The organism is Xanthobacter lutulentifluminis (genome assembly GCF_043194675.2).
GTDB lineage: Bacteria > Pseudomonadota > Alphaproteobacteria > Rhizobiales > Xanthobacteraceae > Xanthobacter.
This window is the reverse complement of sequence record NZ_CM195525.1, coordinates 2,313,483-2,334,850: the sequence shown is the minus strand read 5'-3', so window position 1 is coordinate 2,334,850 and position 21,368 is coordinate 2,313,483. Positions and strand designations below refer to the sequence as shown.

The 21,368-nt window shown below is 71.9% G+C and carries 20 protein-coding genes; 16 read left to right on the top strand and 4 right to left on the bottom strand.

All coding sequences use genetic code 11. From position 1 onward, the window contains the following. Nucleotides 1-106: 106 nt before the first annotated feature. The 10 genes from V5F49_RS10660 to V5F49_RS10615 all read left to right on the top strand — a co-directional run bounded on the left by V5F49_RS10660 (nucleotide 107) and on the right by V5F49_RS10615 (nucleotide 10,099). Complete coding sequence (locus tag V5F49_RS10660) at nucleotides 107-1,138, top strand: ABC transporter substrate-binding protein (RefSeq protein ID WP_394115822.1); 1,032 nt, start codon at nucleotides 107-109, stop codon at nucleotides 1,136-1,138. Continuing rightward, the gene (locus V5F49_RS10655; protein WP_394115823.1) at nucleotides 1,135-1,896 is read left to right on the top strand and encodes an ABC transporter permease; all 762 of its coding nucleotides are present in this window, start codon (nucleotides 1,135-1,137) and stop codon (nucleotides 1,894-1,896) included. The genes V5F49_RS10660 and V5F49_RS10655 overlap by 4 nt, the downstream gene beginning before the upstream one ends. Then, nucleotides 1,865-2,608, top strand: a complete 744-nt coding sequence (locus V5F49_RS10650) for an ABC transporter ATP-binding protein (RefSeq protein ID WP_394115824.1) — start codon at nucleotides 1,865-1,867, stop codon at nucleotides 2,606-2,608. Before V5F49_RS10655 ends, V5F49_RS10650 begins: the two co-directional genes overlap by 32 nt. A gap of 265 nt (nucleotides 2,609-2,873) precedes the next feature. Beyond that, on the top strand, nucleotides 2,874-3,812 hold the full coding sequence (locus tag V5F49_RS10645) for a quinoprotein relay system zinc metallohydrolase 2 (RefSeq protein ID WP_394115825.1): 939 nt from the start codon (nucleotides 2,874-2,876) through the stop codon (nucleotides 3,810-3,812). 336 nt (nucleotides 3,813-4,148) lie between these two features. Next, nucleotides 4,149-5,957, top strand: a complete 1,809-nt coding sequence (xoxF5, locus tag V5F49_RS10640) for a lanthanide-dependent methanol dehydrogenase XoxF5 (protein ID WP_394115826.1) — start codon at nucleotides 4,149-4,151, stop codon at nucleotides 5,955-5,957. Between the two features lie 229 nt (nucleotides 5,958-6,186). Continuing rightward, entirely contained in the window at nucleotides 6,187-6,672 is a 486-nt protein-coding gene (locus V5F49_RS10635; protein WP_394115891.1) for a c-type cytochrome, methanol metabolism-related, read from the top strand. Further along, on the top strand, nucleotides 6,644-7,555 hold the full coding sequence (locus tag V5F49_RS10630) for a substrate-binding domain-containing protein (protein ID WP_394115827.1): 912 nt from the start codon (nucleotides 6,644-6,646) through the stop codon (nucleotides 7,553-7,555). The genes V5F49_RS10635 and V5F49_RS10630 overlap by 29 nt, the downstream gene beginning before the upstream one ends. 107 nt (nucleotides 7,556-7,662) lie before the next feature. Beyond that, the gene (locus tag V5F49_RS10625; protein ID WP_394115892.1) at nucleotides 7,663-8,250 is read left to right on the top strand and encodes a PQQ-dependent catabolism-associated CXXCW motif protein; all 588 of its coding nucleotides are present in this window, start codon (nucleotides 7,663-7,665) and stop codon (nucleotides 8,248-8,250) included. A gap of 78 nt (nucleotides 8,251-8,328) precedes the next feature. Beyond that, entirely contained in the window at nucleotides 8,329-9,060 is a 732-nt protein-coding gene (locus V5F49_RS10620; RefSeq protein ID WP_394115828.1) for an SGNH/GDSL hydrolase family protein, read from the top strand. A 166-nt stretch (nucleotides 9,061-9,226) separates the two neighbouring features. Further along, nucleotides 9,227-10,099 carry a quinoprotein dehydrogenase-associated SoxYZ-like carrier gene (locus V5F49_RS10615; protein WP_394115829.1) on the top strand — a complete coding sequence of 291 codons (873 nt, stop codon included), beginning with the start codon at nucleotides 9,227-9,229 and terminating at the stop codon, nucleotides 10,097-10,099. Nucleotides 10,100-10,114: 15 nt separating this feature from the next. On the opposite strand, the gene V5F49_RS10610 is transcribed toward V5F49_RS10615, so the two are convergent. Both V5F49_RS10610 and V5F49_RS10605 read right to left on the bottom strand, forming a co-directional pair. Next, entirely contained in the window at nucleotides 10,115-11,461 is a 1,347-nt protein-coding gene (locus V5F49_RS10610; protein WP_394115830.1) for a sigma-54-dependent transcriptional regulator, read from the bottom strand. Continuing rightward, a complete protein-coding gene (locus V5F49_RS10605) occupies nucleotides 11,458-13,314 on the bottom strand; it encodes a sensor histidine kinase (protein WP_394115831.1) in 1,857 nt (618 codons plus the stop codon). The genes V5F49_RS10610 and V5F49_RS10605 overlap by 4 nt, the downstream gene beginning before the upstream one ends. Before the next feature lie 283 nt (nucleotides 13,315-13,597). Here V5F49_RS10605 and V5F49_RS10600 point away from each other — a divergent pair, with 283 nt between their 5' ends. Then, nucleotides 13,598-14,950 (top strand): dicarboxylate/amino acid:cation symporter, encoded by a 1,353-nt coding sequence (locus V5F49_RS10600; RefSeq protein WP_394115832.1) that lies wholly within the window; start codon nucleotides 13,598-13,600, stop codon nucleotides 14,948-14,950. 177 nt (nucleotides 14,951-15,127) lie between these two features. Then, a complete protein-coding gene (gene chrA, locus V5F49_RS10595; protein WP_394115833.1) occupies nucleotides 15,128-16,372 on the top strand; it encodes a chromate efflux transporter in 1,245 nt (414 codons plus the stop codon). Nucleotides 16,373-16,378: 6 nt separating this feature from the next. Here chrA and V5F49_RS10590 read toward each other — a convergent pair whose 3' ends face one another. After that, nucleotides 16,379-16,864 carry a Crp/Fnr family transcriptional regulator gene (locus V5F49_RS10590; RefSeq protein ID WP_394115834.1) on the bottom strand — a complete coding sequence of 162 codons (486 nt, stop codon included), beginning with the start codon at nucleotides 16,862-16,864 and terminating at the stop codon, nucleotides 16,379-16,381. Nucleotides 16,865-16,915: 51 nt separating this feature from the next. Further along, on the bottom strand, nucleotides 16,916-17,602 hold the full coding sequence (locus V5F49_RS10585; RefSeq protein ID WP_394115835.1) for a response regulator transcription factor: 687 nt from the start codon (nucleotides 17,600-17,602) through the stop codon (nucleotides 16,916-16,918). Between the two features lie 149 nt (nucleotides 17,603-17,751). On the opposite strand from V5F49_RS10585, the gene V5F49_RS10580 reads away from it, so the two are divergent. The 4 genes from V5F49_RS10580 (at nucleotide 17,752) to V5F49_RS10565 (ending at nucleotide 21,326) form a co-directional block, all read left to right on the top strand. Beyond that, a complete protein-coding gene (locus V5F49_RS10580; RefSeq protein ID WP_509210771.1) occupies nucleotides 17,752-18,267 on the top strand; it encodes a L,D-transpeptidase family protein in 516 nt (171 codons plus the stop codon). Nucleotides 18,268-18,370: 103 nt separating this feature from the next. Beyond that, nucleotides 18,371-19,183 carry a (Fe-S)-binding protein gene (locus V5F49_RS10575; RefSeq protein ID WP_394115837.1) on the top strand — a complete coding sequence of 271 codons (813 nt, stop codon included), beginning with the start codon at nucleotides 18,371-18,373 and terminating at the stop codon, nucleotides 19,181-19,183. After that, nucleotides 19,180-20,649, top strand: a complete 1,470-nt coding sequence (locus V5F49_RS10570; protein ID WP_394115838.1) for a LutB/LldF family L-lactate oxidation iron-sulfur protein — start codon at nucleotides 19,180-19,182, stop codon at nucleotides 20,647-20,649. The genes V5F49_RS10575 and V5F49_RS10570 overlap by 4 nt, the downstream gene beginning before the upstream one ends. Then, nucleotides 20,646-21,326, top strand: a complete 681-nt coding sequence (locus tag V5F49_RS10565) for a LutC/YkgG family protein (protein WP_394115839.1) — start codon at nucleotides 20,646-20,648, stop codon at nucleotides 21,324-21,326. The genes V5F49_RS10570 and V5F49_RS10565 overlap by 4 nt, the downstream gene beginning before the upstream one ends. Nucleotides 21,327-21,368 lie beyond the last annotated feature (42 nt).

Sequence of the window (21,368 nt, the reverse complement as noted above, 5' to 3'; positions counted from 1 at the left end):
TTTCCAGATCGTTATGGACAGGCCCGCAGGGCCTCGCCACAGTGGCGGGACGAAGGAGGGCGCACGGTCCTCCGCCCGCGCGGCGGGCCCCGACCGGGAGGCAGCGATGCTGACGCGCCGTCGCATGCTCGCACTCGCGGCGGGGCTGCTCGTCGCGCCGGGCGCCGCCCGTGCCACTCCCGCTCGTCCCGCGCAGGGAACCGCCGCCGAGGCTCCGCCGCTGCGGCTCGGCCTGCTGCAGTTCGGCTCCGGCGCGTGGGAGATCGCGGCCATGGAGGCGCTGGGGCTCGCCGCAGCCAGCGGCGTCACCCTCGCCACGACGCGCTTCGCCAGCAACGACGCGGGCCGCATCGCCTTCCAGGCCGGCGCGGTGGACGCCATGCTGGGCGATCTGCTCTGGGCCGCGCGGGTGAAGGCCGAGGGGCGAGACCTGCGCTACCTGCCCTTCTCCTCATCCGAGGGTGCGGTGATGGTGCCGGACGGCTCGCCGGTCCGCAGCGTCGCCGATCTCGCCGGCCGCCGTCTCGGCGTCGCGGGCGGCGCGCTCGACAAGAGCTGGCTGCTGCTGAAGGCCCACGCCCGTGCTTCCGGCCTCGACCTGGAGAGCGCCGCGCAGCCCGTCTTCGCCGCCCCGCCCCTGCTCGCCGCCGAGCTGGAGCAGGGCCGGCTCGATGCCGCGCTGCTCTACTGGACCTTCTGCGCGCGGCTGGAGCCCAAGGGCTTCCGCCGGCTGGTGAGCGTGGCCGATCTGGTGCGCGGGCTCGGCATCGCGCCCGCGCCGACGCTGGTGGGCTACATCTTCGACGGCGCCTTCGCCCGCGCCCATCCCCATGTGGTGGCGGGCTTCGCGACCGCCTCCCGGGCCACCAAGACCGCGCTCGCCTCCTCCGATGCGGCGCTGTCGGGTCCGGCATGGGCAGCGGCGCGACCGCAGATGCAGGCGCCGGACGAAGCCACCTTCGCCGCGCTCCGGCGCGGCTTCATCGCCGGCGTGCCGGACCTGCCCATCGCCGCCGAGCGCAAGGCTGCTGCGGCGCTCTACGAGGTGCTTGCGAAGCTCGGCGGGGCGCAGCTGGTCGGCCCGGCGCCCCGCCTGCCGGAGGGCCTCTATCTCGATCCCGAGCCCGCTGCGCGATGAGGGCCATTCTGCCCGCCGTTGCCGTCCGCGCCGGCTCGCTGCTGGCGCTTCTGGTGCTGTGGCAGGTGGTGGCGACGGCCGCGCCCAGCCGTGCCCTGCCGCCGCCGGAGGCGGTGCTGGCCTTCCTGGTGCGGGAGGCGGGCACCGGCGCGCTCGCCGCCAATCTTGCCGCCACGCTGGCGCGGGTCGTGGTGTCATTCGTCCTCGCCATGGCGGTGGGGGCGGTGATCGGGCTCGCGTTCGGGCGCCTGCGGCGGCTGGACCTCGCGTTCGACACCTGGCTGGTGCTGCTTTTGAACACGCCGGCCCTCGTCATCACCGTGCTCTGCTACATCTGGCTCGGCCTCACCGAGGCGGCGGCGGTGCTGGCGGTGGCGCTCAACAAGATGCCCACGGTGGCGGTGCTGGTGCGCGAGGGGGCCCGCGCGCTCTCCCCCGAGCTCGACGAGATGGGCCGCGCCTTCCGCCTGTCGTTCGTCGACCGGATGCGCCACCTGGTGCTGCCGCAGCTTCAGCCGCATCTTGCCGGGGCGGCGCGCTCCGGCCTGGCGCTGGTGTGGAAGATCGTGCTGGTGGTGGAGCTTTTGGGCCGGCCCAACGGCGTCGGCTATGCCATCTCGGTCTATTTCCAGCTGTTCGATGTGGCCGCCGTGCTGGGCTATGCGCTGGCCTTCATGGCGGTGATGCTGGCGGTGGAATATGGGGTGCTGCAACCCATGGAAGCTCATGCCCGACGCTGGCGCCTCGAAGCTCGTTGAAGCCCGCATCGCGGCCAAGACCTACCGGCGCCCCGGCGGGGAGGCGATGGAGGCCGTGCGCGACCTCACCCTCTCGCTTGCGGGCGGGGAATTCACCTGCCTCATCGGCCCCTCCGGCTGCGGCAAGACCACGACGCTGCGCATCCTCGCAGGCCTCGACCGGGATTTCGAGGGAACGGTGACGCCCGATCCGGCGCGCCTTCCCATCGGCATCGCCTTTCAGGAGCCGCGCCTGTTGCCGTGGCGCACGGTGGAGGAGAACATCCGCCTCGTGCTGCCGAGGGCGCGACGGGGGATGGACCTCGGGCCATTGATCGCCATGTTCGGGCTGGAGGCGCACCGCGCGCGCTATCCGGGAGAATTGTCCCTGGGGCTGGCGCGGCGGGTGTCGCTGGCGCGGGCGCTGGCGGTGGACCCGGACCTGCTGGTGCTGGACGAACCGTTCGTCTCGCTCGATGCTCCGGCGGCAGCCGAGCTGCGTCGCTGCGTGCTGGCGGCGGCCGGCCGGCGGGACATGGCGGTGCTGATGGTGACGCATGATCTGCGCGAGGCGCTGGCGCTGGCCGACCGGCTGGTCCTGCTGGCGCCGCGCCCCACCCGCGTGGTGGAGGAGGTTCGCCTCGCCGTTCCCCGTGCCGGCCGCACGCCCGGCTGGATCGAGGCGGAACGGGCGGCGCTTGTGGCGCGTGTTCCGACGCTGGCCGGGACCTGAGGAGGCGATGATGGGTCGCGCGTGTCGTCATCTTCAGCGGTCGTGCGGTCCACGGCAGCGATGGGAGCGGGACCGCGGTCCGGGGTCGTCCGCCGGCGCCTGTCCGCCGGGCGCGCCCGCGTCCCGTCCGCTCGGACAGGTCCCGCCGCGCCACGCGGCCGGTCCGGGCACTGCCGCTCGTGGCATGGGAAGTCGCGGTTCGATTCGCGCCCGCGCAGCCACGGCGGCGGTCCTGTGCGCGATCATCTGGGCGTCGCCCGGAGCCGTGCGGGCCGAAGCCGATCCGCCCGCGCCGGGCGCGACCGCCCCACCGGCTGCGCCCGTCCAGTCTCCGCCCGCCCGCGCGATCACGCCCCTGCCGGTGACCGAGGTGGCGCAGGGGGTGTTCGTGCATCGCGCGCCCTATGCGCTGGCGCTGCCGGCCAACCTGGGCTTCGTCGGCAATGCCGGCTTCGTGGTGGGGCGCGAGGCGGTGGCGGTGATCGACACCGGCGGCAGCCTCGAGGCCGGCGAGCGGCTGAAGGCCACCATCCGCCGCACCACGCCGCTGCCGGTGCGCTATGTGATCAACACCCACATGCATCCGGACCACGTGCTGGGCAATGCCGCCTTCGCCGGTCCCGGGGTGACCTTCATCGGCCACGCGAACCTGCCCGATGCCCTGCGCGCGCGGGCGGAGAGCTATCTCGATGCCACCCGCCGCCTCGTCGGCCCGGCCGCGGAGGGCACGCGCGTGGTGCTGCCCGACGAGACGGTGGCCACCAGCCGCCGCATCGACATCGGCGAGCGGGTGCTGCTGCTGGAGGCCTGGCCCACCGCCCACACCGCCACCGACCTCACGGTGCTGGACGAGGCCACCCGCACCTGGTTCCTGGGCGATCTGCTGTTCCTCGGCCACGTGCCTGCGCTCGACGGCAAGGCGCTGGGCTGGATCGCCCTCATCGAGGAGCTGAAGCGCCGCCCGGTGGCGCAGGTGGTGCCCGGCCACGGGCCGGCCGCCGTGCCCTGGCCGGTGGCGGCGGAGCCGACCGAGCGCTACCTGCGGCGCCTCGTTGCCGACGTGCGTGCCATGGTGCGCGAGGGCAGGCCCATCGGCGAGGCGGCGTCGACCGCCGGGCGCGGGGAAGAGGGGCGCTGGCAGCTGTTCGACGACTTCAACGCCCGCAACGCCACCTCCGCCTATCATGAGCTGGAGTGGGAATAGCAGCGCTGCGGCCACGTCCGCGTTTCCGCATTGCGGCGGCATGTTACTTCGCAGATGCAGTATAAACTCTGCGTTGTTCGGACCATTGGCGTATTGCTTCCGGCAAAAACATTGCTTACGTTCCTCTCAGCTTCGGCTTCAACAACTCCGTGCGGGGAACGCGGGGTTGGTTCGCAGGCCTGCGGGACGCGCTGTCTCCGCATGGCTTCAGGGCATTCACGCCGGTCGTGACACGCTGCCGAAGTAGATGGAGTCCCCCAAGGCGAAAACAACGCTCAGTGCGTTTCCCGATCCACGTCCGTGGAGGCGGGTCCGCATCCATCGGAGGAAGCCCGGATGAAACGTTTTCTGGTTTGGACCGCCGCGGCGGCGGCCACCGCCTTTTTCGTCGCGCCAGCCGGCGCCAATGACAGTGTGATGAAGCTGACCCAGGACCCCAACCAGTGGGTCCTGCAGACCGGCGACTACGCCAACACGCGCTATTCCAAGCTCAAGCAGATCACCACCGACAACGTGGGCAAGCTGCAGGTTGCCTGGACCTTCTCCACCGGCGTGCTGCGTGGCCACGAAGGCTCGCCGCTGGTGGTGGGCGACGTGATGTACGTCCACACGCCGTTCCCCAACATCGTCTACGCCCTCGACCTGAAGAACGAGGGCCGCATCATCTGGAAGTACGAGCCCAAGCAGGACCCGAACGTCATTCCGGTGATGTGCTGCGACACCGTCAATCGCGGCCTCGCCTATGCCGACGGCAAGGTGTTCCTGCACCAGGCCGACACCAAGGTGGTGGCGCTCGACGCGCAGAACGGCAAGGTGCTGTGGTCGCAGGTCAACGGCGATCCCAAGCGCGGCGAGACCAACACCGCCACCGTCATCCCGGTGAAGGACAAGCTGCTGGTGGGCATTTCCGGCGGCGAGTTCGGCGTGCGCTGCCACATGACCGCCTATGACATGGCCACCGGCAAGCAGGTCTGGCGCGCCTATTCCATGGGCCCGGACAACGAGATCCTGCTCGATCCGGAGAAGACCACGGACCTCGGCAGGCCGGTGGGCAAGGATTCGTCCCTGAAGACCTGGCAGGGCGACCAGTGGAAGACCGGCGGCGGCTGCACCTGGGGCTGGTATTCCTACGATCCGAAGCTGGATCTCGTGTATTACGGCTCCGGCAATCCCTCCACCTGGAACCCGAAGCAGCGCCCGGGCGACAACAAGTGGTCCATGACCATCTTCGCCCGCAACCCGGACACCGGCATGGCGAAGTGGGTCTACCAGATGACCCCCCACGACGAGTGGGACTATGACGGCATCAACGAGATGATCCTCGTCGACCAGCAGATCGGCGGCCAGGAACGCCCGCTGCTGGTCCACTTCGACCGCAACGGCTTCGGCTACACGCTGGATCGCAAGACCGGCGAGCTGCTGGTGGCGGAGAAGTACGACCCGGCGGTGAACTGGGCCACCAAGGTGGACATGGACCGCAACAGCCCCACCTTCGGGCGTCCGCTGGTGGTCCCGCGCTACTCGACCGAGAAGCAGGGCGAGGACGTGAACACCACCGGCATCTGCCCGGCGGCGCTCGGCACCAAGGACCAGCAGCCGGCGGCGTTCTCGCCGGATACGGGCCTGTTCTACGTGCCCACCAACCACGTGTGCATGGATTATGAGCCGTTCCGCGTGAGCTACACCCCCGGCCAGCCCTATGTGGGCGCCACGCTGTCCATGTTCCCGGCGCCGAACAGCCACGGCGGCATGGGCAACTTCATCGCGTGGGATGCCCGCCAGGGCAAGATCGTCTGGTCCAACAAGGAGCAGTTCTCCGTGTGGTCCGGCGCGCTCGCCACCGCCGGCGGCGTGGTCTTCTACGGCACGCTGGAAGGCTACCTGAAGGCCGTGGACGCCAAGACGGGCAAGGAACTCTACAAGTTCAAGACCCCGTCCGGCATCATCGGCAACGTCATGACCTACACCCACCAGGGCAAGCAGTATGTGGCGGTGCTCTCGGGTGTGGGCGGCTGGGCCGGCATCGGCCTCGCGGCGGGCCTCACCGACCCCAACGCCGGCCTCGGCGCGGTGGGCGGCTATGCGGCCCTGAGCAACTACACGGCCCTCGGCGGCCAGCTCACGGTCTTCACCGTCCCGCAATGATGCGGACGGGCTGACCGGCGGCCCACGGGCCGCGGACATCGGGAGCCGGCACGCGCGCACCGCGGTGCCCCGTGCCGGCTCCGCCATCGACAGGCGCTCCACAGGACGTCCGCCGGCGCGAGCCGGAACGACGGCGCGCGCCTCCCTTGTCCCGACGTCTTGGAGAGATCGTGTGGTTTCATCTGTTCATCTGACGCGCGCCGGCGCCCTTGTCCTCGCCGCGCTCTCGCTGCATCTCGCGGGCGCCGCCCGCGCCGCCGAGCCCGAGAAGCCGGGCGATGCCAAGGCGGTGAAGGAAGAGGACGGCAAGTATTTCGACGCCTCCGGCGCGCCCACCTACAATATTCGCCCTGATGGCACCGTGGATTGGTTCACCTATTCCGGCTACCGCCGCTACCACGCCGAATGCCACGTGTGCCACGGGCCGGACGGCTTGGGCTCCACCTATGCCCCGGCGCTGATCGAATCGCTGCAGACCATGAACTACGACCATTTCAACGAGGTGGTGGTGGGCGGCCGGCAGAACGTGGGCGGCGGCAACGAGAAGGTCATGCCCTCGTTCGGCCTGAACAAGAACGTGATGTGCTACCTCGACGACATCTACGTCTACCTACGCGCGCGCTCCGACGGGGCGCTCGGGCGTGTGCGCCCCGCCAAGCGGGACGACAAGACCCCGGGAGCGGCCAATGCGGAAAAGACCTGCCTCGGCGAATAGCGAACGGTTCGCGCCCCTCGTCGCCACGCTGGCGACGGGGGGGCTTGCGGCGATCCTGCTGCTGAGCCCGTCCGGCGGCGCGCGCGGCCAGCAGATCCCGGACCAGGTGTCGGCGGATGCGCTCAGGGTGTGCGCCGATCCGGCCAACATGCCCTATTCCAACGCCGCCGGTCAGGGCTTCGAGAACAGGATTGCCGCCATCGTCGCCGACGAGCTGAAGGTGCCGGTGCGCTACACCTTCCAGCCGCAGGGACCCGGTTTTGTCCGCAACACGCTCGGCGGACGGCTGTGCGACGTCATCATCGGATATGCCGCCGGGGCCGACCCGGTGCTGCATACCAATCCCTATTACCAGTCGGTCTACGTGCTGGTGGTGCGCAAGGGCGGACCGCTCGACGGCGTGGACCGCCTGTCCGATCCGCGCCTGAAGGAGGCCCGCCTCGGCGTGGTGGCGGCGACCCCGCCGGCCGATCATCTGCTGGAGCTGGGGCTGCTGCCGAAGTCGCGCACCTATTCGCTGCTGGTGGACCGGCGCTTCGATTCCCCCGCCGAGGAGATGCTCGACGACGTCGCCGCCGGCCGCATCGACGGCGCGCTGATGTGGGGGCCGACCGCCGGCACGTTCGCGGCGCAGGCCGCCGCGCCGCTATCGGTGGTGCCGCTGCTGCATGAGGCCGAGCGCCCGGCCCTCGCCTATCGCATCACCATGGGCGTGCGGCAGACCGACCACGCGTGGAAGCAGCGGCTCAACGCCATCCTGCGCAAGCGCGCCGCCGACATCGAAGGCGTGCTGCTGGCCTATCACGTGCCGCTGCTGGACGAGGACGGCGCGCTCATCGCTCCGGCGCCGGACGGTGCCGTGGCGGGGAGGCCGGGACAGTGACCCCGCCCGCCGCCGGCTCGTCCGCCCCGCGCCCGCCGCGGGATGCGCCCCAGGGGCGCCAGCGTCGCGCGGGCGTGCATGGAGCGGGGAGCCGGCCGGCACAGGCGATGGTGATCCTTGCCCTGCTCGCGCTCCCGGCGGGGCCGACACGCGCCGCCGAGGCGCCGCCCGAGCCCGACGGCTACCGCATGGATGCCTACCGCGCGCCGACCCCGGAAACCCTCGCCGGCGCCCGCGTGCTCGACACGGCGCAGGCGGCCGAGCTGTGGCGCGCCAAGGGCGCCGCCTTCGTGGACGTGCTGCCCCGTCCGCCCCGTCCGGCCGCGCTGCCGGAGGGCACCGTCTGGCGCGATGCCCCTCACGCCAGCATCCCGGGCGCCCTGTGGCTGCCCAACACCGGCTTCGGCGCGCTCACGCCGGAGGCCGAGGCCTATTTCCGCGCCGGTCTCGCGCAGGCGACCGGGGGCGACCGGACCGCCCCGCTGGTGCTGTTCTGCCAGCGGCAGTGCTGGATGTCGTGGAATGCCGCCCGCCGCGCGCTGGCGGATGGCTATCGCGCCGTCGCCTGGTACCCCGACGGTGTGGACGGCTGGGCGCTGGCGGGCCTGCCCGTCGAGCCGGCGGAACCGATGGCGCCGCCCGTGCCGGCCCTCGATGCGGCAGGCGGGCGCATGCCGCGCCCGGCCGAACGATGAGACAGTTCCCGCCTCGCGCCCCGATCCGGCTTGCGGAGCGCGCGTGCGTGCGCCGGCCGGGGAGCGACGGAAGGGGACATGGCGGGGCAACACCTGGGGCGTGCGTGTGCGGGGCGGGCACCGGCGCGCCTTCTGCTGGCGCTGGCGCTGCTCGTCGCCGCCATCTCACCCGCCCGCGCGGCGGCGGCCTGCCGGGCGGACCAGATTCCCGTTCCCCCCGGCGGCACCGTCACCTTCGAGGGCGACAGCCTGACGTACGGCTTCGACCGTACCGAGACCCACGGCCTGCCGCCCATCAACGCCTATCCCATGTCGCGCAGCCGTCTGCCGTTTCCAGAGGAGGTGGGCCGGCTGCTGGGGGGCGGGGTGGCGGTGGTGAACCACGGCTATCCCGGCGACCGCAGCGCGGAGGGGCTGGCGCGCTGGCGCGATGCGCCCACCACAGCGCTCACCGTCATCCTGTTCGGCACCAACGATTTCGGCAATTACGGGCGGCTGCCCGAGGGCCCGCTCGATCCGGCTGCGTTCCGGAAGGGGCTGGATGCGCTGGTGGACCGCCGCCTTGCGCAGGGCGGGCGGGTGCTGCTTCTGACACCGCCGCCCCTCGGCAATGCCGAGGCCGACATGCGGCTGGAAACCTATCGCGCCGTGGTGCGGCAGGTGGCGCAGGCGCGCGGCCTGCCGCTTCTCGATACCGGCGCGGCGATGCGGGGCGTCGATCCGGCCTGGACCGACCGCCTGCACCTGTCGCAGCCGGCGAACGCCGCAATTGCCGCCGCGGTCGTGCAGCTGATCTGCCTCGCCCGCTGACGCGCCGGCGGCCACGCTGGCCGCAAACGGCGCACAGTCGTAAAATGCAGGAAAAGGCCGCCCCCGCGCGGCACGGCGCGGTCGAATCCGCCCCGTCCCCGCGCGTCCGGACGAGCCATACGGCCGCCGCGCCGCCCCGCGCCCGGCCCCGGGATGGAGATGCGCCATGATCCTTTGCTCCACCCTTTGCTCCGCGCCCCACCGCCGGGCGCCCGCCGCAGCCAAGCGGCACGCTCCCGGCCTGTCCGCGCTGGTGCTTGCGCTCGCGCTCGCCTGCGGCGCTGGGCCGGCGCTGGCGCAGGCCAACGCGCCGGAGAAGGAAGGCACGTGGATTTCCATCCGGCCCGATCTCTTCCCCTCCGCCGAGGTGGGCGACGCCGACGGCATCGTGACGCTGGAGGCGCCGGGGCGGGCGGAGGATGCGGCGCTGGTGCCGCTCACCATCGCCCTCGCGCTGCCGCCGGGCGATCCGCGGACATTGAAGGCGGTGACGCTGGTGGTGGACGAGAACCCCGCGCCCATGGCCGGCCGCTTCAGCTTCGGCGCTGACGTGCGGGATTTCTCGCTCTCGCTCAGGGTGCGGGTGAATTCCTATTCCTTCGTGCGCGCCGTGGTGGAGACCAGCGACGGCACCCTGCACATGGCGAAGAGCTTCGTGAAGGCGGCGGGGGGCTGCTCCGCCCCCGCCACCAAGGACACGGCGGATTCCATCGCCCGGCTCGGCGAGATGCGGTTCCGCGTGTTTCCCGCCAGCGCGTCGGGCGGACGGACCGAGGCGCAGGTGCAGATCCGCCATCCCAACTTCTCGGGGCTCCAGCTCGATCCGACGACGCGCGGCTATACCCCGGCCTGGTTCGTGCGGGCGGTGGAGGTGCGGCAGGGCGAGCGGCTCATCTTCGCCATGGAGGGCGGCATCTCCATCAGCGAGGACCCCACCTTCCGCTTCAGCTTCACCCCCTCCGCCGAGCCGGTGACGGTGAAGGCCGAGGACACCGAGGGCAAGCTGTTCGCCCGCACCTTTCCCGGCAACGCGGGCTGAGGGGGCGTCGCCGGCTCACGCGCGCTGGCGGCCGGAGCGGTAGGCCGCCTGGTCGATGCCGTGGCGGCGCAGCTTGTCGTAGAAGGTCTTGCGCGGGATGCCGAGGGCCGCGACGGTGGCCTGCACGTCCCCCTGGTTGGCCTCCAGCGCGGCGCGGATCTCGCCGGCCTCGAAGCGGTCCACCCGCTCGGGCAGGGTCTCGCCGCCGGCCTCGTCCGCGGCGGGCGCCGGGGTCGGCTCCATCAGGCCGAGGGCGACGCGCTCGGCGTAATGAACCAGCTCGCGCACGTTTCCCGGCCAGTCGTGCTCGGCGAGATGGCGGCGCACGTCCGCGTCCAGATCCGGCGGCGGGCGGTTGAAGCGCTCCGCCGCGCGGGCGAGGAAATGGCCGAACAGCAAAGGCACGTCCGCCCGCCGCTCGCGCAGGGGCGGGATGCGCACGGCCGCCACGTGCAGGCGGTAATACAGGTCCTCGCGGAAGCTGCCCGCGCGCACCAGCGCCGGCAGGTCCACCTTGGAGGCGGCGACGACGCGGATGTCCACCCGGCGCGTCTCGTTGGTGCCGAGGGGGGCGATCTCGCGGGCTTCCAGCACCCGCAGCAGCTTCACCTGCAGGGCCGGCGACATGGCTTCGATCTCGTCGAGGAACAGCGTGCCGCCGTGGGCGTGCTCGATGCGCCCCACGCGCTTCTTCAGCGCGCCGGTGAAGGCGCCGGCCTCGTAGCCGAACAATTCGCTCTCGATCACCGTCTCCGGCAGGGCGCCGCAATTCACCGCCACCAGCGGGCGGGCGGCGCGGCGGCTCCAGCGGTGGATCGCATGGGCCACCACTTCCTTGCCGGAGCCGGTCTCGCCCTCCACCAGCACGTCCACGTCGGCGTCGGCGATCTGGCGCAGCATCTGGCGCATGCGCTCCATCACCGGGGTGGAGCCGAGCAGGGGCAGGTCGGCGCGCGCGGCCTCCACGCTGCGCTTCAGCTCCCGGTTCTCCAGAGCCAGCCGCCGGCGGTCGAGGGCGTGGCGCACCGAGGTGACGAGCCGGTCCACCGGATAGGGCTTGGCGAGGAAGTCGTAGGCACCCTCGCGCATGGCCTCCACCGCCATGGCGATGTCGCCGTGGCCGGTGACGAGGATGACCGGCAGGTCAGGGTCCATGCGCCTGAGGCGGCGGAACAGCTCCAGCCCGTCCATGCCGGGCATGCGCACGTCGGTGACGACGATGCCGGGGAAATCCGCGTCGATGGCGGCGAGCGCCGAGGCGGCGGAGGGATGGCCGTCGGCGGTCAGCCCCGCCAGCATCAGCGCCTGCACGTTGGCGGCGCGCAGCGCCTCGTCGTCGTCGATGAAGGCGACATCGCTCATTGGGCCCTCGGCAGCGTGATGGTGAAGACGGCGCCGTCGCGGTTCTCGACCGTCAGCGAGCCGCCGCATTCGGCGATGATGTCCTTGGAGATCACCAGCCCCAGCCCCAGCCCCTGCGGCTTGGTGGTGGTGAAGGGCAGGAACAGGGTCTCCAGCACCTGCGGCGGCAGGCCGGGGCCGTTGTCGGCCACCGTCACCGCCACCGTGTCGGCCCCGGTGACGGAGGCGATGCGGATGGCGGCGCCCGGCCGCTCTCCCAGCGCCTCGGTGGCGTTCTGGATGAGGTTGACGAACACCTGCTCCAGCCGCACCCGGTCGCCCAGCACCTGCGCCTGCGGCAGGTCGAGCGCGACGGTGAGGTCGATGGCGTTCTGCAGCAGGCGGTAGCGCAGCAGCAGCAACGCGCCGTCCACCACCGTGCCGATCTCCACCGGCTCCAGCCGCGGCGCGGACTTGCGGGCGAAGGCGCGCAATTCGCCGGTGATGGCGCCGATGCGCTCGGTGAGGCCGGCGATGGTCGAGAGATTCTGCGCGGCCGGCGCCGGCTCGCCGCGATCGAGGAAGGCGCGGGCGTTGTCGGCGAAGGTGCGGATGGCGGCCACCGGCTGGTTCACCTCGTGGGCGAGGCCGGCGGCGATCTGGCCCAGCACGGCGAGCTTGCTCGCCTGCACCAGTTCGTCCTGCAAGGCATCGATGGCGAGGCGGGCGCGACGGCGCTCCTCCATCTCGGTGCGCAATTGAGCGTTGGCGGCGCTGAGCTCGGCGGTGCGGTCCTCCACCCGCGCCTCCAGCTCGCGCCGCGCCTCCGCCGCCTGCGCCTCCGCCCGGGCGCGCCGGCGACGGCGGGTGCGCCACAGGCCGGCCGAGCCGAGGCCGATGACGCCGATGAGCGCCGCCGAGGTGCGCGCGGCGGTTCCGGCAAGGTTCTCCGTGGCGGCGGTGGGGGCGAGCACGGAGAGGGTCCAGTCGGTGGTGGGAACGGCCAGCGAGGCCTCCACGAAGGTCTCGCGCCGGCTCGTGCCGGGCAGCCGCACGCGGCGCACCTGCAGATCGCCGGCTCCCCCGGCCGCCTCCGGGGTGGGGCCGAGGTCGAGCCGGTCGAGCGGGGCGTCGCCGAACTGGAGGCTGGCGCGGATGGCGGTGCGCTCGGCGGCATCGAGCGGCACGGTGGTGCGGAAGCGGAAGGCGGGCTCGCTGGCGATCAGCACGATGTGCCGGCTGTCGGTGACGAAGGTGGGCTCGGCGAAGCGGCGCCACTCCTCCTCCAGCGGGTCGAACTCGGCCTTGAGCACCAGCACCCCCAGCGGCACCCCGTCGCCTTCCACCCGCTGCGCCAGATAGAGGCCGGGCCGGTGGCTGACGGTGCCGAAGGCGAAATGCTCCGCCCGCCCGTCCGCCAGCGCCAGGCGGAAGTAGGGGCGGAAGCTGTAGTCGCTGCCGAGGAAGCTCTCCGGAGTGCGGAAATTGCTCGCCGCCACCGTCTCGCCCTCGGCGTCGATGAGATAGATGACGCCCGTGCGCGCGCCTGCGGCCAGGGCCTCGAACCGCCGGCTGAGGGCTGCGAAGCGGGCCGGCGTGCCGGTCTCCAGCGCGCGCCGCACGTCCGGGTCCTGGGCGAGGACCACCGGCAGGGAGCGCTGCTTCTCGATCTCCGCGCGCAGCACCGCGACGCGCAGGGCGGCGGCGGTGTCGGCGGCCGTCTCAACCTGGGCGATGGCCCAGCGGCGCGCGGCGTAGTCGGCGATCCGGTCGAGGCCGACCAGCAGCGCGGCCGCAGCCAGCGCCGCGCCGGCGATGGCGGCAACGCGCCGCCGCCGGGCCGTCTCCGGTTCGCTGCTTTCCTCGCTCGCCACCTGCCGCCCGTCCGTGCCCGCCCCAGGAATGCTGTGCGATTTTCCGCACAACGTTGCGGGCGAGAGTGCGCCCATCCGCACAGCCTGTCGAGCCCGATCTGACCCGGGGAATCAGAACGCATTGAATAACAATGGATTAATGAAGGCGTGCGTGCCGCGCGGGACTGGCATGCGGCTTGCGCTTGTATTCGGCGTACCCGGCGCCATGCGCCGACCCGTCACCGCAGCATCCGGCGCCAGACGTGCCCGACAGAGGCATCCCGGCGTCACGGAGGAACCTTCCATGGCCCACGCGATACCCGCCGCGCCCGCGCACGCCCATCCGCGCAAATTCTATCATCACCTGTACTTCCAGGTGCTGGTCGCCATCGCCGCCGGCATCCTGCTGGGCCATTTCTATCCCGACTTCGCCGCCAGCCTGAAGCCGCTGGGCGATGCCTTCATCAAGCTGGTGAAGATGGTGATCGCGCCGGTCATCTTCCTCACCGTGGTCACCGGCATCGCCGGCATGAGCGACCTCGGCAAGGTGGGGCGCGTGGCCGGCAAGGCCATGATCTACTTCCTCACCTTCTCCACCCTCGCGCTCATCATCGGCCTCATCGTCGCCAACGTGGTGCAGCCGGGCGCGGGCTTCAACATCGACCCGAAGACCCTCGACCCGAAGGCGGTGGCGACCTACACCGCCAAGGCCCATGACGCCTCCATCGTCAACTTCCTAATGGACATCATCCCCGCCACCCCGGTCTCGGCGCTGGCGGCGGGCGACATCCTGCAGGTGCTGTTCTTCTCGGTGCTGTTCGGCATCGCCCTCGGCGGCGTCGGCGAGTACGGCAAGCCGTTCCTGGAGGTGCTGAACTCGGCCGCGAGCGCCATGTTCCGGCTGGTCGCCATCGTCATGAAGGCGGCGCCCATCGGCGCGTTCGGCGCCATGGCCTTCACCATCGGCAAGTACGGCATCGGCTCGGTGGCGAACCTCGCGCTGCTGATCCTCACCTTCTACATCACCGCGGCGCTGTTCGTGTTCGTCGTGCTCGGCCTCGTGGCGCGCTACAACGGCTTCTCGCTCTGGAAGCTGCTCAAGTACATCCGCGAGGAGCTGCTGCTGGTGCTCGGCACCTCCTCCTCGGAAGCCGCCCTGCCGGGCCTGATGATGAAGATGGAGAAAGCCGGCTGCGCCAAGCCCGTGGTGGGCCTCGTGATCCCCACCGGCTATTCCTTCAACCTCGACGGCACCAACATCTACATGACGCTGGCTGCCCTGTTCATCGCCCAGGCGACCGGCATCCACCTGTCGCTGGAGGAGCAGGTGCTGCTGCTGCTGGTGGCCATGCTGTCGTCCAAGGGCGCGGCCGGCATCACCGGCGCGGGCTTCATCACGCTGGCGGCGACGCTCTCGGTGGTGCCCTCGGTGCCGGTGGCGGGCCTTGCCCTCATCCTCGGCATCGACCGCTTCATGTCCGAGTGCCGGGCCATCACCAACTTCATCGGCAATGCGGTGGCGACCATCGTGGTGGCGCGCTGGGAGGGCGAGCTGGACACCGTCAAGCTCAACCGCGCCCTCAACGGCGAGCACTATTCCATCGAGGACGAGCTGGAGGAGCCGGAGACCGTTCCGGCCCCCGCCGCGGCCGCCTGAGGCGCGAGCCACCCGGCGCCGCCCGCCGATGCGGGGCGGCGGAGCGCCGGGCCCGCCGCTCCCTTGAGCCTGCGGCTCCCGGGGAGTGGCGGGCGGTTTGACGCGGCCGGCCGAGGGCGCTTGACGCTCGGCCGGCCGCGATGACATCACAGCGCCGGTTCACCGGGGCTGGACACCATGAGCGATCAGGACGCGCCGCGCGCACAGCCCTTGCCCGCCGGTGTCGCGCAAGGGACGCCCGGGGAGGTGTTCGCTGCCTTCCTCAAGCTGGGCCTCACCTCGTTCGGCGGCCCCATCGCCCACCTCGGCTATTTCCGCGACGAGCTGGTGCTGCGCCGGCGCTGGATCGACGAGGCCGGCTATGCCGATCTCGTCGCCCTCTGCCAGTTCCTGCCCGGCCCGGCCTCCAGCCAGCTCGGCTTCACCCTCGGCCTGATGCGTGGCGGCGGGCTTCTTGGCGGGCTGGCCGCCTGGGCCGGCTTCACCCTGCCCTCGGCCCTCGTGCTGGTGGCCTGCGCCCTCGCCGCCGCCGACCTCTCGGGCAGCGGCGCTGCAGGTGTGCTGCACGGGCTGAAGCTGGTGGCGGTGGCGGTGGTGGCGCAGGCGGTGTGGGGCATGGCCCGCAGCCTCGCACCCGATCGCCCCCGCGCCGGAATTGCCCTCGCCGCGCTGGCGCTCGTGGTGCTCGCCGGCTCCGCCCTCGGGCAGGTGGCTGCCATCGCCGGCGGCGCGCTGGCCGGCCTCCTGCTGTGCCGCGCGTCCGCGGAAGCCGCGCCGCCGGTGACGGCCGGCGCGCTGCCCGTGCCCCTCTCGCGCCGGACCGGCGTCGTCCTGCTCGCCCTGTTCGCGGCGCTGCTGCTGCTGCCGCCCGCGCTGGCGGCGGCGACGGGCGCGCAGGCCATCGCCCTGTTCGATGCCTTCTACCGGTCCGGCGCGCTGGTGTTCGGCGGCGGGCACGTGGTGCTGCCGCTGCTGCAGGCCGAGGTGGTGACCACCGGCTGGGTGACGCCGGAGACCTTCCTCTCAGGCTACGGACTGGCGCAGGCGGTGCCCGGGCCGCTGTTCACCTTCGCGGCCTTTCTGGGCGCGGCCGCCGGCCCGTCGCCCAACGGCGTCGCCGGGGCCGCCATCGCCCTCGTGGCCGTGTTCCTGCCGGGACTGCTGCTGGTGACGGGGATGCTGCCGTTCTGGGACGGGCTGCGGCGCCGGGCGCCGGCGCAGGCGGCCATGCGGGGCGCCAATGCCGCGGTGGTGGGGCTGCTGGGGTCGGCGCTCTACAGCCCGGTGTTCACCGGGGCGGTGTTCGATGCGCCGGATTTCGCGGCGGCGACGGCCGGCTTCCTGCTGCTGACCGTGTGGCGCGCCCCGCCCCTGCTGGTGGTGGCGCTGCTGGCGGCGGCAGGGCCGCTGCTCGCGGCCTGAGATCGCTCAGCGGCGCCGGCGCTGGCGGGGCCGCTGGTCCTCGAGCTTGATGCGGACCGTGTCGAGCGCCCGCAACGTATCCTCCAGCCGCTTGGCGATGGCGCGGCGGAGCTTGGCGGTGAGCTCGGGGAAACGCTCCAGCACCGGCAGGAAGGCGGCGCGGCTGAGCACCAGCAGCTCGGTGTCTGCGGCCGCGATGGCCGTGACGGGGCGCGGAGTCGGCACGATCAGCGCGGTCTCGCCGATGAGCGTGCCGGTGCCGACCTCCTTCAGCACGCGCGGGGCATCGGCCCGGCGATCGTCCACCAGTCGCACCAGCCCCGACGCCACCACGAAGGCGCAGTCGGCGGTCTCGCCATGGCGGAACAGCGTCTCGCCCGCGGCGATGCGGCGCTGTGTGCCGGTGGCGGCGATCTCGCGCAGGGCGTCGCCGCCGAGCATGTCGAAGGTGGCGACCCCGCGGAGCAGCGCGATGTCCTTCTCGATGCTCACGGACGATGCTTCCTCGACTGGCTGCGGGTGGGACGGGAACGGGACGGCAGGTCAGGGCACCAGCTTGTAGCCGCCGGCCTGGGTGGCGAGCAAAGTGGGGTTGGAGGGGTCCGGCTCGATCTTCTGGCGCAGGCGGTAGATGTGGGTTTCCAGCGTATGGGTGGTGACGCCGGAGTTGTAGCCCCACACTTCCTGCAGCAGGGTCTCGCGCGGCACCGGCGTTTTGCCGGCGCGGTAGAGATAGCGCAGGATCGCGGTCTCCTTCTCCGTCAGGCGGATCTTGGAGCCGCGCTCGGTCAGCAGCAGCTTCGCGCCGGGCCGGAACGAATACGGGCCGATGGCGAACACCGCGTCCTCGCTCGCCTCGTGGGAGCGCATCTGCGCGCGCAGGCGCGCCAGCAGCACGGCGAAGCGGAACGGCTTGATGATGTAGTCGTTGGCCCCGGCCTCCAGCCCCATGATGGTGTCGCTGTCGGTGTCGTGGCCGGTGAGCATCAGGATCGGCGCCTTGAAGCCGTTGCGGCGCATCTGGCGCACCGCCTCGCGCCCGTCCATGTCGGGCAGGCCCACGTCCATGATGACGAGATCCACCGCGCCGTTCTTCGCCTGTTCCAGCGCCTGGCCGGCGGTCTCGGCCGGCACCGGCTCGAACTCATCCTGGAGCGCGAGCTGCTCGATCAGGGCGTCGCGCAGCTCCGGGTCGTCTTCGACCACCAGGATTTTCCACGCATTGGCCATCAATTCCTCCTGCGCCCTTGCGGGCGAGCGAATCGCGCAAGTACAGCATGTCCATGGATCGGCGCAAATTTCCATCCATCGGGCTGCGTCGCGAGGTACTAAACTAGGTCATGACGGCTGCATATCCTGTGGGCATCTCAAAAATCAGCGTGCGGCGCCGTCCGGGCGCGTCGCACCGCGGGCTGCTGGTGGCGGGCGGCCTTGCGATGCCGGTGGCGCTGGGGCGCGCGGGGCCTGCCTGCGACAAGCGCGAGGGGGATGGCCGCACCCCCGCCGGGCGCTGGCGCATCGAGCGCCTGCTGTATCGGCCCGACCACGGTCCGCGCCCGGTGACGCGCCTGCCCGCCCGGCCCCTGAAGCCCTCCGACGGCTGGTGCGACGAGCCCTCCGACCGGCGCTACAATCGCCCGGTGACGCTGCCCCTCGCCGGCCCGCGGAAGGTCTCGCACGAGCGCATGTGGCGCGACGACGACCTCTACGACATGGTGCTGGTGCTCGACCATAACCAGCGGCCGCGAATCGCCCGCCGCGGATCGGCGGTGTTCATCCACCTGGCGCGGCCGGGCTTCAGGCCCACCGAAGGCTGCGTGGCGCTGCGCCGGGCCGACATGCGGCGCCTGCTCGCGCGGCTCGCTCCGGGCGCCCGGCTGGTGGTGGCGGTATAACGCGGCCCGGCCATTCCCGCCCGGTGCGGGGGGTGATATGTAATCGTTTCAAAATGCGGCAATCGCCCTGGCGCCCCGCCGCGACAAGCAGGCATCACGGTTCATGACCCATCAGCCTCCGCACGACGCGGCCCATCCGCCGCGGGTCGCCCTGTTCTGCACCTGCCTCGTGGATACCATCCGGCCCTCGGTGGGGTTCGCGGCGGCGCAGCTTCTGGAGGACGCCGGCTGCACGGTGGACGTGCCGCCGCAGACCTGCTGCGGCCAGCCGGCCTTCAATTCCGGCGACCGCGCCACCACCCGCGCGCTGGCCGAGCAGGTGATCCGCGCGTTCGAGAACTTCGATTACGTGGTGGCGCCCTCCGGCTCGTGCGCCGGCATGATCAAGACCCATTATCCCGAGCTGTTCACCGGCGAGCCGGACTGGACGGCGCGGGTGGACCGCTTCTGCGCCAAGGTGTTCGAGCTGGTGTCCTTCCTCGTGGACGTGCGCGGCGTCACCGGCGTCGCGGCGCGCTATGAGGGCACCGTCACCTATCATGACAGCTGCTCGGGCCTGCGCGAGCTGGGGGTGAAGGCGCAGCCGCGCGCGCTCCTCGCCTCGGTGGAGGGGCTGAAGCTGGTGGAGATGGCCGATTCGGACACCTGCTGCGGCTTCGGCGGCACCTTCTGCGTGAAATATCCGGACGTCTCCAACGCCATCGTGGAGAAGAAGGCCGCCAACATCGCCGCCTCGGGGGCCGACACCCTGCTGGCCGGCGATCTCGGCTGCCTCATGAACATGGCCGGCAAGCTCCAGCGCGAGGGCCACCCGGTGGTGGCGCGGCATGTGGCGGAAGTGCTGGCCGGCATGGGCGCCGAGCCGGCCATCGGCGAGCCGGCCCCGGCGGGCCTCGCGAAGGAGGGCCGGCGATGAGCGTCGAGATCACCTCTCCCCGCTTCAAGGACAATGCGCGCGAGGCGCTGGCCGACGCCCCGCTGCAGCAGGCGCTGTCGAAAGTCGGGCCCGGCTTCATCGGCAAGCGCGCGGCGGCGGCGGAAAAGCTGCCCGAGTTCGAGGCCCTGCGCGACTCCGCGCGGGACATCAAGAACCACACGCTGGCCCATCTCGACCTCTACCTCGAGCGGTTCGAGGCCAAGGTGACGGAAGCCGGCGGCCACGTGCATTTCGCCGTGGACGCGGCCGAGGCGCGGGAGATCATCACCGACATCTGCAAGCGGCTGGGCGCGCGCACGGCGACCAAGGGCAAGAGCATGATCTCCGAGGAGATCGGCCTCAACGACCACCTTGCCGCCGCCGGGATCGAGCCGGTGGAGACCGACCTCGGCGAGTACCTGATCCAGATCCGCGGGGAATCGCCCTCCCACATCATCGCGCCCGCCATCCACCTCAACAAGGAGCAGGTGGAGGAGGACTTCCGCCGCGTCCACGCCCACCTGCCGCCGGAGCGCGACCTGTCGGAGCCCACGGCGCTGCTGGCGGAGGCGCGCGGCGAGCTGCGCCAGAAGTTCCTGGCGGCCGACGTGGGCATCACCGGCGCCAACTTCCTGGTGGCGGAGACCGGAACCTCCATCATCGTCACCAACGAGGGCAACGGCGACCTTACCCAGACCCTGCCGAAGGCCCATGTCGTGCTCGCCTCGCTGGAGAAGCTGGTGCCGACGCTGGAGGACGTGAGCCAGCTGCTGCGCGTGCTCGCCCGCTCGGCCACCGGTCAGGAGATGAGCGTCTACACCACCTTCTCCACCGGCCCGCGCCGCTCCGGCGACCCGGACGGGCCCGGCGAGTATCATGTGGTGATCCTCGACAACGGCCGCTCCGGCATGCTCGGCGGCCAGCTGCGCGAGATGCTCCGCTGCATCCGCTGCGGCGCCTGCATGAACCATTGCCCGGTCTATCACGCGGTGGGCGGGCACGCTTACGGCTGGGTCTATCCCGGCCCCATGGGCTCGGTGCTGACCCCCTCGCTGATCGGCATCGAGAAGGCGGCCAACCTGCCCAACGCCTCCACCTTCTGCGGCCGCTGCGAGGAGGTGTGCCCGGTGCGCATCCCGCTGCCGAAGCTCATGCGGCACTGGCGCGAGAAGGAGTTCGAGCGCCACCTGACCCCGGCGCCGCAGCGCTTCGGGCTCGGCGTGTGGGGCTTCTTCGCCCGGCGCGGCTGGCTCTACCGGCCGGCGACGCGCCTCGCCATGGGCGCGCTGGCGCTGATGGGGCGCGCCAGGGGCCGGTTCGCCTCCCTGCCGCTTGCCGGCGGCTGGACCCGGCATCGCGATTTCCCCGCCCCGCAGGGCGGCACCTTCCAGGCCCAGTGGTGGGCGAGGGAGCAGGAGCGGCGCGAGGCTGCGGCCCGCACCGGCGGCACGGGAGCCTCGGCATGACATCCTCGCGCGAAACCGTCTTCGCCTCGGTGCGCCGGGCGCTCGGCGTCACCTCCCGCGAGGCGCCGCGCCGGCAGGAGGTGGAGGCCCGCCTTGCCGGTCATCCCGCCGGCCTCGTGCCCGCCCGCGCGCAGATGCCCCTCGAGGCGCGCCTCGCCCTGTTCCGCGACATGGTGCTCGCGGCCGCGGCCACCATCGATCATCTGCCGTCCGCCGATGCGGTGCCCGGCGCCATCGCCGCCTACCTGCGCGGGCGAAACCTGCCGCCCAGCATCCTGCGCGGCACCGATCCCCGGCTTGCCGCCCTGCCGTGGGCGCGCGAGCCCAACCTCGACGTGTGGATCGGACCCTCCGATGGACGCCAGCTCGCCGGCCTGTCCCATGCCTTCGCCGGCGTCGCCGAATCAGGGTCGCTGGTGATGCTGTCCGGCCCCGACAACCCGAGCACGCTCAACCTGCTGCCCGACCATCATCTGGTGGTTGTGGACGCGGCCGACGTGGCGGCGGACTACGAGAGCGTGTGGGGCCGCATCCGCGAGCGGTTCGGGCCGGGGGTGATGCCGCGCACGGTGAACTGGATCACCGGTCCGTCGCGGTCGGCGGACATCGAGCAGACCCTGCTGCTGGGAGCGCATGGACCGCGCAGCCTGCATGTGCTGCTGGTGGGCGGGGCCTGAGGCGCCCCGCTGAAAAATCCTGTCAGAACAGGGTTCTGCCCG